10 protein-coding genes are annotated in these 13,633 nt (G+C 50.2%); 6 read left to right on the forward strand and 4 right to left on the reverse strand.

All coding sequences use genetic code 11. The features are described from left to right. The first annotated feature begins 2 nt into the window (after positions 1-2). The 4 genes from ABEW73_RS07595 to ABEW73_RS07610 all read left to right on the forward strand — a co-directional run bounded on the left by ABEW73_RS07595 (position 3) and on the right by ABEW73_RS07610 (position 5,510). Positions 3-2,003 (forward strand): DHH family phosphoesterase, encoded by a 2,001-nt coding sequence (locus ABEW73_RS07595; RefSeq protein ID WP_430173622.1) that lies wholly within the window; start codon positions 3-5, stop codon positions 2,001-2,003. Then, on the forward strand, positions 2,000-2,443 hold the full coding sequence (gene rplI / locus ABEW73_RS07600; RefSeq protein WP_071219349.1) for a 50S ribosomal protein L9: 444 nt from the start codon (positions 2,000-2,002) through the stop codon (positions 2,441-2,443). Before ABEW73_RS07595 ends, rplI begins: the two co-directional genes overlap by 4 nt. Position 2,444: 1 nt before the next feature. Then, positions 2,445-3,809: a replicative DNA helicase gene (gene dnaB, locus ABEW73_RS07605; RefSeq protein WP_071219350.1), complete on the forward strand. Its 1,365-nt coding sequence runs from the start codon at positions 2,445-2,447 to the stop codon at positions 3,807-3,809. A gap of 411 nt (positions 3,810-4,220) precedes the next feature. Continuing rightward, positions 4,221-5,510, forward strand: coding sequence for an adenylosuccinate synthase (locus ABEW73_RS07610; protein ID WP_215162892.1), 1,290 nt, complete (start codon positions 4,221-4,223; stop codon positions 5,508-5,510). A gap of 427 nt (positions 5,511-5,937) precedes the next feature. Here ABEW73_RS07610 and ABEW73_RS07615 read toward each other — a convergent pair whose 3' ends face one another. From ABEW73_RS07615 to ABEW73_RS07630, 4 genes are all read right to left on the reverse strand, one after another. Further along, positions 5,938-6,636 (reverse strand): ABC transporter ATP-binding protein, encoded by a 699-nt coding sequence (locus ABEW73_RS07615; RefSeq protein ID WP_430173624.1) that lies wholly within the window; start codon positions 6,634-6,636, stop codon positions 5,938-5,940. Next, entirely contained in the window at positions 6,636-7,736 is a 1,101-nt protein-coding gene (locus ABEW73_RS07620; RefSeq protein ID WP_430173626.1) for an ABC transporter permease, read from the reverse strand. The genes ABEW73_RS07615 and ABEW73_RS07620 overlap by 1 nt, the downstream gene beginning before the upstream one ends. A 121-nt stretch (positions 7,737-7,857) precedes the next feature. Next, a complete protein-coding gene (locus tag ABEW73_RS07625) occupies positions 7,858-9,240 on the reverse strand; it encodes a sensor histidine kinase (RefSeq protein ID WP_430173627.1) in 1,383 nt (460 codons plus the stop codon). Further along, a complete protein-coding gene (locus ABEW73_RS07630) occupies positions 9,237-9,914 on the reverse strand; it encodes a response regulator transcription factor (RefSeq protein ID WP_430173629.1) in 678 nt (225 codons plus the stop codon). Before ABEW73_RS07630 ends, ABEW73_RS07625 begins: the two co-directional genes overlap by 4 nt. A 254-nt stretch (positions 9,915-10,168) precedes the next feature. Here ABEW73_RS07630 and ABEW73_RS07635 point away from each other — a divergent pair, with 254 nt between their 5' ends. Then, positions 10,169-10,867, forward strand: a complete 699-nt coding sequence (locus tag ABEW73_RS07635) for a hypothetical protein (RefSeq protein ID WP_430173630.1) — start codon at positions 10,169-10,171, stop codon at positions 10,865-10,867. A gap of 272 nt (positions 10,868-11,139) precedes the next feature. Beyond that, the gene (locus ABEW73_RS07640) at positions 11,140-12,708 is read left to right on the forward strand and encodes a peptidoglycan DD-metalloendopeptidase family protein (protein WP_430173631.1); all 1,569 of its coding nucleotides are present in this window, start codon (positions 11,140-11,142) and stop codon (positions 12,706-12,708) included. Positions 12,709-13,633 lie beyond the last annotated feature (925 nt).

Here is a 13,633-nt window from a genome sequence, read left to right on the forward strand (position 1 = left end):
TCATGCCTAAATTTCTGCAGAAGCGCTGGCACGGCTATCATACCGTCTGGGCGTTTGCGCTGGTGCTTCTGCTTGTTATTTTTCTGTCGTTCTACAATACCATTCTGGGGCTGGTCGGGCTGCTGCTTGCGGTGGTAGGCGGCTATGCGATGCTGAAGACGGAGATGAAATTCCGCCGCGAGCTGGTGGATTATATTGGGGATCTGTCATTTCGGATTCAACGGGTCGAGGGCGAAGCGGTCAGCGTACTGCCATTTGGCATTGTGCTGTACAGCGAAGACAAGACAGTGGAGTGGCATAACCAATTCGTAGTCAATATGTTTCCGCATCAATCGTTGGTCGGGGTATCCTTACAGGAGTTGTTTCCTCAGCTGGTTAACGCGATGAAGGAAGCCCAAGAGAAGAAGGATAACAAGGAGAAGCTGCCGAAAGAAATTCGTCTGGAGATCTCTCACGAGGATAAGTTCTATGGAGCAACGGTCATTCCGGATGAGCGACTCATTTATCTGGATGAGATTACCGAGCTGGTCGTCCTAAGGCAGCGGTATGAGGATGAGCGATTGGCTTTAGGCATTATCATGATGGATAACATCGATGAGGCCTCGCAGGGGATGGATGATCAACAACGTACGGCATTGATTGCGAAGGTAACCAGTGAGATCACCGATTGGGCGCGTGAATTTAACGTCTATTTGCGGAGACTTTCCTCGGATCGCTATTTGATGATGCTCAACCACAGGTCGCTCGATGCGCTGGAGAACAGCCGTTTTCTCATCTTGGATGAAGTCCGGGAGATGACGGCCGATCTGAAGGTACCGCTGACGCTAAGCGTTGGTCTTGCCTTCGGTTCAGACGACATTACGGAGCTGGGGCAGTTGGCACAATCCAGTTTGGATATGGCACTGGGCCGCGGCGGAGATCAAGCTGCCGTCAAAGCGGGTCAAAGGCTCTCCTTCTATGGCGGTAAATCCAATGCAGTGGAGAAACGGACGCGCGTAAGGGCACGTGTCATCTCGCATGCGCTGCGTGATTTGATGCAGGAGAGCGACAAAGTGATCATCATGGGCCATAAGCTGCCCGATATGGACGTGGTCGGCGCTGCAATCGGCATACTGAAAGCAGCCCAGATGTATAAAGTGGAGGCTTATATCGTGATGGAGGGAATGAATCCGTCGATTTCGAGGCTTATGGAAGAGGTCCGCAAGGACGAGGCCTTGATGAACCGATTCGTCTCCACCGAACAAGCGATGCAGATGATGACAGAGCATACACTGCTCGTTGTTGTTGATACGCATAAAGCCTCCATGACGATGGAGCCGCGGCTGGTTCATCGGGCAAGCCGGGTCGTGGTGATGGATCATCACCGGCGCGGAGAAGAGTTTATTAATGACGCTGTGCTGATTTATCTTGAACCGTATGCCTCCTCGACCTGTGAGCTGGTTACCGAGGTACTGCAATATATTCACGAGCGGGTATCCCTTACTCCAGTTGAGGCGACAGCCTTATTGGCGGGGATCACGGTGGATACCAAGCATTTTGCTCTCCACACGGGATCAAGAACGTTCGAGGCTGCTGGTTTCCTGCGGCGTCACGGAGCCGATACGATGATGATCCAGCGGGTGCTCAAGGAAGATCTGACAGAATTTATAGCGAAGGCAGAAATCGTGAAACATGCTAAAATGGTATATGACCATATCGCCATTGCGGTATCGAAGAGCGGGGAGCCTATGCCGCAGCTGCTGATCGCTCAAGTAGCGGATATGCTGCTGAATATGACGGATGTGCAGGCATCGTTTGTCATTAGCGAACGCACAGACGGCAAGATTGGCATTAGCGCCCGCTCCATGGGCAAGATGAATGTTCAGATGATTATGGAACGTCTCGGGGGAGGCGGACATTTAACGAACGCCGCAGTACAACTGGATACGACGCCTGAGGAAGCCGAGGAGAAGTTGATGGAAGTACTGAAGGACATCGAAGCGAGAGAGGGGTTATTTGAATGAAAGTCATTTTCATAAAAGATATGAAGGGTCAAGGCAAGAAGGGTGAAGTGAAGGAAGTTTCGGAAGGATACGCAACGAACTTCCTGATTCCGCGGGGAGTCGCTCGTCCGGCAACTGATGGCAACATGAAAACGCTGGAGCAGCAGCAGGCTTCCGAGGAGAAGCGTAAAGCCCAGGAGAAGGAAGAGGCGCAGGCGCTCGGCAAGAAGCTGGAAGAGATGACGGTTGTCTTGAAAGCTAAAGCTGGAGAGGGCGGCCGTTTGTTCGGCGCCATTACCAGCAAACAAATTGCTGAAGCTCTGGCAGGACAGAAGATCAAAATCGACAAACGCAAAATTGAACTTAGCGATCCGATCCGCAGTCTGGGTGTTACCCAGATTCCGGTGAAGCTGCACCCTGACGTCAAGGCGACGCTCAAGGTTCAAATTACGGAGGAGTAATATGGGAGGAGAACTCTATTTCGATCGGGTCCCCCCGCAGAACCTTGAGGCAGAGCAGGCGGTGCTGGGTGCCATTCTGCTGCAAAGTGAAGCGCTGATCACAGCGATGGAGCGGGTGCAGGCCGAGGACTTCTACGACAAAACGCATCAGATGATCTATGAAGTTATGGTGCAGCTCGGGGAAGGCAATCAACCGATCGATCTGGTGACCCTTACATCTCTCCTGCAAGATAAAGGGCAGCTGGAAGAGGTCGGAGGCGTCAGTTATTTAGCAAAGCTGGCTCATGCGGTCCCGACGGCTGCAAACGTGGATTATTACGCACAGATCATCGAAGAGAAATCGATGCTGCGGCGGTTGATTCGAACTGCAACACAGATTGTCAGTGAAGGATATACCGGAGGAGAAGATGTATCCGGTATGCTCAGCGAGGCGGAGCGCCGCATTCTCGAGATTTCCAATCGTCGCACAGGCAGCGGATTTATTGCGATCCGCGATGTGCTGATGGAAGTATTTGAGAAGGTGGAGGTTCTCCATCAGAACCGGGGGAATACAACGGGCATTCCATCCGGCTTCGTGGACTTGGACAAAATGACAAGTGGATTCCAGCGCAACGACTTGATCATCGTAGCTGCCCGTCCTTCCGTAGGTAAAACCGCATTTGCCTTGAATATCGCCCAGAACGTGGCGATTCGAGCCAAAGAAACCGTCGCGATCTTCAGTCTGGAGATGTCAGCACCGCAACTCGTACAGCGTATGATCTGTGCGGAGGCTAACCTGGATGCCGGCGTCATGCGTAACGGCGATTTCAAAGGTGATGAGGATTGGTCCAAGCTTACGATGGGCATTGCAGCTCTGTCGGAAGCCGAGATCTACATTGATGATACACCGGGTGTAACGGTTGCCGATATACGTGCGAAGTGCCGTCGTCTGAAGAAAGAGAAGGGTCTCGGCATGATCCTGATTGATTACCTCCAGCTCATTCATGGTCGCGGCAAGGCCGGGGAGAACCGGCAGCAGGAGGTATCCGAGATCTCGCGTACGCTTAAACAAATCGCCCGTGAGCTCGAAGTGCCGGTTATTGCGCTGTCACAGCTCAGCCGGGGCGTGGAGCAGCGTCAGGATAAGCGTCCGATGATGAGTGACCTTCGGGAATCCGGTTCGATTGAGCAGGATGCCGATATCGTTGCGTTCTTGTACCGGGATGATTATTACAATCAGGAAACGGAGAAGAAGAACATCATTGAGATCATCATTGCCAAACAGCGTAACGGTCCTGTAGGTACGGTGGAACTGGTCTTCCTGAAGAACTTTAATAAATTCGTCAATTACGAGCGAACGCATGCCGATGCCTTCGCCGCCGGATAACGAAGGTATTCAACCTTAGTCTAGCCAGCAGATACCTGCCGCTGGCTGTAAGTTAGGGGCATTTCTTAAGATATCAAGTATAAACTTCGAAGCTAGGGCCTTCCTGATATCGCAAGAAAAACTTCCTCTAACCGCGGTCTGTCTTCTGAGAAAGTACGTCGACAGTCGTTTTTCTTATGGCGGTTCCCCGAATAATACGGAAATTATTATATAATCTTGTCCTAATTCCGAACAATCGTACACACTGATGTGCGATTGTTCGTTTTTGTATTTGACTTTAAAAATGGGGACTGTTACACTGGTATTGCTGCTTTAGTGCAGTGAGGTTGAATTTTAATCATCATGTAGAGGTTATTTCATCAGTGTTACGTGAAATATTAAGGGTGTAACAGCCCGGGCGGAGGAATGAATATGTCAACGGTAGTCGTTGTGGGAACACAATGGGGAGATGAAGGGAAAGGGAAAATCACGGATTATTTGGCGGAAAGCGCTGACGTGGTAGCCCGTTACCAAGGCGGCAACAATGCCGGCCACACCATTCTGATTGACGGTAAAAAATTCAAGCTTAGCTTGATTCCATCCGGAGTATTCTATAAAGATAAAACCTGTGTGATCGGAAACGGTATGGTCGTTAACCCGGCTGCACTTATTGAAGAGATTAATTATATTCATGATAACGGGTTTAGCACGGATAATCTGGTAATCAGTGATCGTGCTCATGTTATCATGCCTTATCATATGGTATTGGATGCTCTGGAAGAGGACCGCAAAGGTCCGAACAAAATCGGTACGACCCGCAAGGGAATCGGTCCGTGCTACATGGATAAAGCGGCACGTAACGGTATCCGGATCGCAGATCTGATGGATGCGGAAGAGTTCGAGCTGAAGCTTCGCCATCTGGTGAAGGAGAAGAATCAAGTCATTACCCAGGTGTATGGCGGGGAAGAACTCAATGTCGAAGAGATTCTGACGCAATACCTGGAATACGCCGAAATCATTCGTAAATATGTGCGTGATACTTCCGTCATCCTGAATGATGCGATCGATGCGAATCAAAAGGTATTGTTCGAAGGCGCGCAAGGCGTTATGCTGGACATCGACCAAGGCACGTACCCGTTCGTTACGTCTTCGAATCCTTCTGCCGGCGGTGTATGTATCGGCTCCGGTGTAGGACCATCGAAGATTCAACAGGTGATCGGTGTGGCTAAATCTTACACGACGCGTGTAGGGGATGGACCTTTCCCAACGGAGCTGGACAATGAGATCGGTGAGTACATCCGTGAAAAAGGACATGAATATGGCACGGTGACCGGACGTGCTCGCCGCGTAGGCTGGTTCGATAGCGTAGTTGTACGCCATGCCCGTCGTGTGAGCGGAATTACCGGCTTGTCCCTGAACTCGCTTGATGTGCTGAGTGGTCTTGAGACCGTTAAGATCTGTACTGCATATAAATTCCGCGGTGAAGAAATCACACACTATCCAGCAAGCCTGAAAATGCTTGCTGAATGCGAAGCAATCTATGAAGAGCTGCCGGGTTGGAGCGAAGACATTACCGGAGCAAAAACGCTGGAGGATCTGCCGGAGAACACCCGTCGCTATGTAGAGCGCGTATCCGAGCTGACCGGTATTCCGATTGCTATCTTCTCCGTTGGTCGCAACCGGGAGCAGACGAATCAAGTGCTTCCGATTTACGAGAAATAATCTAACGTTGGACCAAGAATAGATAGACTGGAAGTTCAACGATAAGATAGGTCTATGAACCTGCCGATGATATTGTCGGCGGGTTTTTCTTTTTGGTAAAGAAGGTGGAGATCAAAACGCATCGTGAGATAACATTGATACCCTAAAGGTGGAAGAATTTGTCCCTGCATTTGAATAATATTATCCCTTAGTCGGTTGTCCATCCCCCCTATAATGGAGAGAGACATAGAGGACAGCACGCTGATAATTTGGAATTGGGGCTAAAGGCAGCGGGTATATGCAGTCAGAACAATGTAGGGGGGACAGAAGCCATACGAATTCAATGAGGCGTGTGGCCTTCTTGAGAGCTGGACAAGGTACACGATCCAGCATAATAAAAACCGGATTCATCTACTAGGTTACTAGGGATGAATCCGGTTTTTTCATACTATAGCAGAGTGGGCGGTCGCTGTTCTGTTAACTTGCCGTCCTCGATATAGACGATTCGGTCACATAGATCGAGCATGCGCTTGTCATGCGTGACCATGACGGCGGCTTTCTGGCGCAACTTGACCTCATCGGCGAGCATCTGAACAACGGTTCGACCGCGCTCTGAATCCAGGCTTGCAGTCGGCTCGTCTGCCAGAATGAGCTCCGGATTGTTCATCCATGCCCGGGCAATGGCAACGCGCTGCCGTTCACCGCCGGATAAACTCTCAGGGTAATGAAACTTACGGTGCGATAAGCCCAGTCGATGAAGCAGATCATCCGCCCGCTGCTGCGGCTCCTGACCGTGCTGACCTGCCAGCTTGGCAATCAGGAGGAGCTGATCGCGAACAGTCAGATAAGGAATCAGATTGGAGGATTGAAAGACAAATCCGATATGGTTCAGCCGCAGCCGATTCAATTTTTTTGCAGATAGCCTTGTAACCTCCTGATCGCCCATCCATATCCGTCCCTGGGTAGGGGATAGCAGTGCCCCTGCAATGGAGAGAAAGGTACTTTTGCCGGAGCCGGAAGGCCCGACAACCGCAACAAATTCCCCGCTTTTGATGTCCAGTGATATGTTGTTAAGTACGTTAACCGTGGTATCCCCATCGCCGAATTCTTTGCTCACCTGATCCAATAACAGTTTGGATGATTTCATTATGCAGCCCTCCCGATAGCTTCGATTGCATCGATCTTGATGACGCGATACAGCGACAATAGCGATCCCATCAGGGATACCGCGAGGAATAGCAACGAACAGAGCAGGACGACCGAAGGGGGTAATGAAAACGGCACGATGCCGGACAACAGGAGCGATACTCCATAAGTCAGGCCAATGCTGATCGCAAGACTGACGATGGTAAGGGTCAGGACTTGAAAAATTAGATTCCTCACCAGATAGCTGGTTCCAGCTCCAATGGCCTTCAGGACGCCGAACTGATTCATTTTCTGAATCGTGATGACGTAAAAGAACACAGCCAGGACAAAAGCCGCGATCACAAACAAGAATACAATCATCATGATAAGAGAGCCTTGCTCCTCCTTAAATCCGGGGATGCCCTGCAGCGCTTCGCTTTTCGTTATAATCTCAATACCAGATATGTCCCGCGCTAGGGTTTCCTTTTGTTCCGGACTGCCATTCAAAGCAATTGCACTATAGATGGGTTCTTGCTTCGCACTCCTTGGCTGAAGAGCCTTCCACCCTTCAAAATTCATATGAATAACCGGAGCATGGCTGAAGGACTGTCCTTCAGTAAACGCCGCAATGGTATATGTGGCGCCTGTAGCCTGATCAACGATCCGGTCACCTAACTGGTATCCATCATCTTTCAAGGAGCGATCGGCCAAGACATGGTCCGAATCCGTATTGTTAATCATGGTACCTTCAACAACCTTGGGAGCCAACATGCTCTCCACGTCGATGGCAAAAAAAGCTGCATCGAATTTGGTTGTGGAGCCTTCCTTAGTGAGCGTGTTCATGTGTACCCCCAGCGGGGTGGCCTTGTTTCCACCTGGGTGGCTCCGTACTTCGGTCCAGAGCTCCTCGGTAAGAATGGAGCGATTGATCCGATGATCGGACTCTTCCTGAAGGACCAGATAGTCGGCTTTCATATTTTGTATGGAAGAGGCGTTATCGGAGGAGAGTCCCTGGGCCAATCCGGTCACGAACAGGACGAGCCAGGCAATCAGCACCATAATGAAGCCAATCAGCATATAGCGCAGCTTCGCATGTCGAAGTTCGCGCAGTGCAAGAAACATGTTTCTCATCTCCATTCCTGTAATTAAGCAGCACCTTATCCCTTCGTATCTATCTCTGCGGGATATGCCTCAAGTATAGGAATGGAATATGAACGGAGCATGAACTTAAGATAAGGCTGCATTACACGATGGAGAGGATGACGGTGAAGGTGGTTCCTTTTCCAGGCTCACTCGTTACTTCAATACGCCCGCCATGGAGCTCAACAATCTTCTGAGTAATGGATAAGCCCAATCCGCTGCTGCCCTCGGAACGATCCCGAGCCTGATCCACACGGTAGAACCTGTTAAAGATGTGAGGGAGATGTTCTTGCGGAATGCCAATGCCCGTATCCGAGATCTCGATGCTGCATTGATTGTTGTTTTGTTCGGTGACACGCAGCGAGATGACGCCCTCTGGAGCCGTAAATTTAATGCTGTTGGTGATGAGGTTGGTCCATACTTGATGCAGCAGGTGTTGATCACCATAGATATAGGTTGACGGTAGAGACATATCGATGGTCAAGTCCTTGCTGCGCCAGCTCCATTCGGTGTGAAACAATACCTGCCTGATTTGCTCGGCAACGTCGAAGGTGGATTTCTCCAGAATATTCTCTTCCTTATCCAAGGAAGCCAGCATAAGCAGCTGTTTGCTAAGTTGGGATATTCGGCGGCTCTCCGCTTCAATGATCGACAAGTAATGCTGCCGCTGTTCTTCGGACAAGCGCTTGGTTTGCAGCGTCTGCGAGAAGCCTTGAATGGAGGCAAGCGGTGACTGGATTTCATGCGATACATTGGATACAAACTCCTGACGCATCTGCTCCAGCTGCGCCAAACCTTTGGCCATCTGGGAAAAATGATTCGCGAGCTGTCCCAGCTCATCCCGCCGGGTGACATTCAGCTCAATGTTATATTGGCCCTGCGCCACGCTCTGGGTAGCCTCGGTTAACTTCACAATCGGTTTCACGATATATCGCGTAATGATGCCTACAAGCAGAATGCTCAGCAGGATGGCGATGGCCATTATGATCGAGAAGAAGATGCGCATTTCGCCGAACTGAACGGTAATATCGGGCCTGATGAAGAGCGCGTGAGGGCTGCCGTCTACCTGTAATGGAATGCCGATGGAATTGCTTAGGACATTGTCAAAAAAGCCGGTAATGAACAGCTCAGATGGGAACTCCGCGATGCCATGGTATACCTTACCGTCCAGCACCTGCTGCACCGTTTCGGGCGAGAGGTCCCGCTCACGGAAAATGCCGCCATAGAGCCACGCCTTGCCTTGATCGTTCACCAGATAGAATTGATAGCCGAGCTGTCCGATGTGGTGGAGATATTCATGAATATCAATCTCCGGGTGGCTGTCATAGAAATCCCAGATATCCTTGGCCATGGTGGTGACCTTCTGATCATTGAAGGGCTTGAGATTGTACTGGTAGTAGAGATTAGACAACACAAAAGCAATCAGGCTGCTGATAACCATAATGGCGATGGTAGTGAGGACGATTCGCGAATAGAGGGTTTTCACTGCGGCATCGCCTCCAATTTATACCCCACACCCCGAATGGTCCGTATTTGGAAATCTCCGCTTCGGGCCGCGAAGCGTTCCCGCAGCCGTTTGATATGGACGTCAACGGTCCGGTCATCTCCGTCAAAATCCGTTCCCCAGATGAGCTGAATCAATTCCTCGCGCGAGAACGTCCGGTCCGGGTAGCTCGCAAGCTGGGAGAGCAGTTCAAATTCCTTCATCGGCAGCATCAGTACCTTCCCGTGCCCCTGGACTTCATAGCTTTTGCGGTCGATGGTCGTTTCGTTCAGATGGATCTTATCCGCGCTGACCATCTGATACCGTCGCAGAAGTGCCTTAATTCGAAACAGCAGCTCCCTTGGTTCAAATGGTTTGGTTAAGTAGTCATCCGTTCCAACAGCAAAGCCCTTCTCCTTATCCACGAGCTGATCCTTGGCCGTCAGCAGAATAACGGGAACATCATAATAACGCCGAATTTCTTCACAGAGCTGATAACCGTCCTTGTTTGGCATCATGACATCCACGACAGCCAGATGAACTTGTTCCTCCGCCAAGCGAGCAGAAGCTTCTTCCCCATCAGCGGCAGTAAACACCGTGTACCCTTCGGATTGCAGATGATATTGCAGCAGTTCCCGAATATGCGCGTCGTCATCCGCGATTAATATATGAATCATTGCTAGATTGACCTCCTTCATATGAAGTACCGATTGACTATATATGTATCATAAATTCCTGTCTGCGGTCGATTGTACTCTCTATCGCATGGAAGTAGTGTGGCCTAAATCCGACCGAATCATGAAATATATCAAATGGAAGTAGAAAAAATGAGGGAAATGGGATTGAAGCGATTCCGAGCCGTCAATACTGGAAAAAGAAAGCAATTATGACCATGTCATTTCAGAGCATGCATGAGGAAGGAGGAGTACGAATGAAGTGGACGAAATGGTTGCTGAAAATCAGCCTGACCGCTATCCTGGTGAGCACGCTCACGATTGTGACAACAGGCATCGTGGTCAATGCCTATATTCAATCGGTGTTGTCCAGTTTTAACATTCAACTGGAGACGGAGCCGATGGGGGTTGGAGGTATTATGAAATCGATGCTGGGCATGGGCTCCGGCACCAAGCCGGATGCGGGAAGCGTCAATGCCGCGAAGGATCATGGCCAGTTGGAAGAAGATCAAGGCTCCGCGGATGATGAACCGGCATCAGGAGCCGGGTCCGAAACGATTGGAGGTACCAAGGAGGACAAAGAGACGAGTTCGGGATCATCGGGAACGTCAGGAGAGCCGCCGAATGATGAAGAGGCACCGGATAATTCCTTGCCCGTGATGGGCACGAACACAACAGAGCAGCCAGACGATTCCTCGCTTTCCTCGCTGGAGGATCAGGAGATTGTAATGACACCGGGAGAAATTGTGGATCGGAAGGACAGTCTGCCAACAGAGGAGAAGGAAGAGATTTTTACCATGCTGATGAATAAGCTGCCCCAATCGGAAATGCAGAAGATCTCCGAGGCGATGGAGGATGGGCTGACCGCAGCGGAACTTGCGGACATCGAGCAGGGCATATCCAAATATTTGAATGCAGAGGAATTCGATAAACTGATCACCATGCTCAAAGAATAAGGGTATGACGGCTTTCAGGCCTGTTCTGTCACTGTTTTGTCACTGACTCGCAAAGGTAATATATTAGGAAAAATGAGGAAACCCGCGCTGGGCGCGGGTTTTTCGCTGTTTTGGTAAACTTGAAATGATTGTAATGGCTATGTTAAAGTATACGAAGATCGAAAAGGTTAAAATTTTGATACCTTTTGACAGGTAGTGTCACATTCAATGCTAAGTCAGCAAGTTCAAATGAACAGATTCTTACATATGAACAAGGCTTAAAGGAGAGAGACATGAAAGGTTCTAAGGGGAAACGGTGGATGGACAGCCTCTTGCGCAAGCAAGCAGCCGATCATTCTGACCACAACAACAACTCGAATCATGAGCCCTCGGAGCCGTCAAATCCACAAAAACGGGGATGGACTTCACCGCGCAGGTGGATTTGGATTTCGGCAGGGGCATTGCTCATAGCAGGATCGATATATACGGGCGGAAAAGCTTATGTGAACGCGAATACAATTCCGTTCTATCATGTGTATGTAGATGGAAAAGCGATCGGTACCATTCAAGATGATGCCCAGCTTGACCAGCTGCTCAAAGAGAAGCAGAAGGAATATCAGGAAGAGTACCCGGATGTACTTATGGTGCTTCATACCGACGGCATTACAACGAAGGCTGACCGTTCCTTTAAACCCGAGGTGAACAGCGAGGAGACACTTCATAAGCTGGATAACATGCTGAAGGCGTATGCCCGCGGCGTGGAGCTGAAGGTGAACGGCAAGACCGTGGCAATCGTGAAGGATCAGCAGACAGCCAAAGCTGCCGTCGAAGCAGCCAAGCTGAAATTCGCTCCGGCGGCAGCCCAGAAGGAGAAAACGCAGAGGGTCGCTTTCACGAAGACGTCCGCATCGGCATCGGGCAAGAAGAGCGATGACGGAAACGGGCTTCAGTCCGTGGACATTAAAGAGAATATCTCCCTGGCCAACACGAAGGCTGACCCGAACAAGGTGCTGGACGTGGAGGAAGCCGTGAAGGTGCTTACGGGCACGAAGGACAAGCCGGTGGTGTATACGGTGAAAGAGGGGGATACGATCTCCTCAATTGCACAGCATTTCGGTATGAAGTCGGCGGACGTCATGGCGCTGAATCCCGGGCTGGAGGAGAAATATGTACAGATCGGGGCCGAGCTGCAGGTAACGAAACCGGAAGCGCCGCTGACGGTAAGAACGGTGGAGACGGTATCGGTGAAGCAGCCAAGCAAGCCGGAAACGATTGTCCGCAAGAGCAGCGAGCTTCCACTTGGGAAACGAAAGGTCGTTCGGCCTGGGCGGGATGGCGTCAAAACGGTGGATTATATCGTGACCAAAGAGAATGGTAAGGTTGTCTCCAAGCAATGGTCGGGCCAACAAGTGGTTCTGGAATCACTGCCGGAAGTCGTGTACAAAGGCACCAAGGTAGCACCTAAGAAAAAAGCGGTGACAGTGAGCCAAAAATCCGATGGCAGCATGTTTGCATGGCCGGTCAGCGGGGCACGCATTACGAGTTCCTATGGTCATCGCTGGGGAAGAAGCCATGAGGGTGTCGATATGGTTGGCGGAAGCACGATTATGGCAGCCGCCTCGGGAACAGTGGTCTTCGCTGGTCAGCAAAGCGGTTACGGCAATGTCGTCATTGTCGATCATGGCAATGGATACCGCACCCTATATGGGCATATGAGCAGGATTTCCGTGGGTAACGGGCAATCGGTAGGACAAGGCACCAAACTGGGCGTCATGGGTAATACGGGCCGTTCAACTGGAACTCATCTCCATTTCGAAGTGCAAAAAAATGGAGTTGCCCAAAATCCGATGAATTATCTGTAGTTCTGTGTTATACTAGGTAAACCAATGCGACATAAGCCATTATTGGTTCATATATCATAATAGTGAAGATGGCCGCTCCTTAACGGGGGCGGCCATCTTTGCGTCTTGGCAGAAGGTTTGGGAAGGGGGATGTGGGACAGAACGGGAAATATCTTTCCAGCCGCTGTTGTCCGCCCTTTGTCTGAATTGAATTTTTTATGAGGGAACAAAGGGGCTCCCAAAGGCGTCTTCCAAGATATTTTCCCTTATCTGTCGATTCCATCCCCGTCGCTTCCCAGTTAAGCTGCGAAGCGAGTGGCCGCCCCCTGAATCGGGGCGGCCATAGAGAGGCGGAGTGTAGGTGGGACAGAACGGGAAGTCGTCTGCAGCGGAGTCGCAAGTGGTGTCCTTCTCCGTCGCTGTTGAATTCGGAAAATAGGAATGTTGCTTAAGATGAGATTTTCCGAATTCAAAGGCGATCGCTATCGCTCTCCAAATGACACCACTTGCTGCAGCTGAAGATATTTTCCCTTATCTGTCGAATCCATCCCCGTTCCTTCCCAGTTAAGCTGCGAAGCGAGTGGCCGCCCCCTGAATCGTGGCGGCCAGAGAGGCGGTGTGGTGGGGGAGCTCGATTATTCTCTTTTGTAGGCGTAGACTAGGAGATTTACCAACGACAGTATCACTACTGTAATAAACATATTAAAGGAGACAGCGTCGCCGCCGGTTCCTAATTCATCCGAAAGAAAACCTATTTGATAGGTCAAATAAGCGGATACTGCCAAACTAATAAGTGTAATTATTGCTATTGTAAAACCATTGATCACTTTATGACGATGCTTCCAAAAAATCATGATGAGCAATGAGATGATTAGAATGAGGATAAACAAAATATATATGAATCAATTTCATAATGCATCAACCAAAAAAAGAGCATACTGCTCCA

Origin of the sequence: Paenibacillus lautus (genome assembly GCF_050482385.1) — a bacterium.
Lineage (GTDB): Bacteria > Bacillota > Bacilli > Paenibacillales > Paenibacillaceae > Paenibacillus_AQ > Paenibacillus_AQ lautus_B.

Bases quoted from the DNA above. Each gene is read 5' to 3' on its own strand.
- ABEW73_RS07620 (WP_430173626.1), bottom strand. From the start codon at position 7,736: ATGTTTCTTGCACTGCGCGAACTTCGACATGCGAAGCTGCGCTATATG.
- ABEW73_RS07595 (WP_430173622.1), top strand. From the start codon at position 3: ATGCCTAAATTTCTGCAGAAGCGCTGGCACGGCTATCATACCGTCTGG.
- ABEW73_RS07630 (WP_430173629.1), bottom strand. From the start codon at position 9,914: ATGATTCATATATTAATCGCGGATGACGACGCGCATATTCGGGAACTG.
- ABEW73_RS07635 (WP_430173630.1), top strand. From the start codon at position 10,169: ATGAAGTGGACGAAATGGTTGCTGAAAATCAGCCTGACCGCTATCCTG.
- dnaB (WP_071219350.1), top strand. From the start codon at position 2,445: ATGGGAGGAGAACTCTATTTCGATCGGGTCCCCCCGCAGAACCTTGAG.
- ABEW73_RS07615 (WP_430173624.1), bottom strand. From the start codon at position 6,636: ATGAAATCATCCAAACTGTTATTGGATCAGGTGAGCAAAGAATTCGGC.
- rplI (WP_071219349.1), top strand. From the start codon at position 2,000: ATGAAAGTCATTTTCATAAAAGATATGAAGGGTCAAGGCAAGAAGGGT.
- ABEW73_RS07610 (WP_215162892.1), top strand. From the start codon at position 4,221: ATGTCAACGGTAGTCGTTGTGGGAACACAATGGGGAGATGAAGGGAAA.
- ABEW73_RS07640 (WP_430173631.1), top strand. From the start codon at position 11,140: ATGAAAGGTTCTAAGGGGAAACGGTGGATGGACAGCCTCTTGCGCAAG.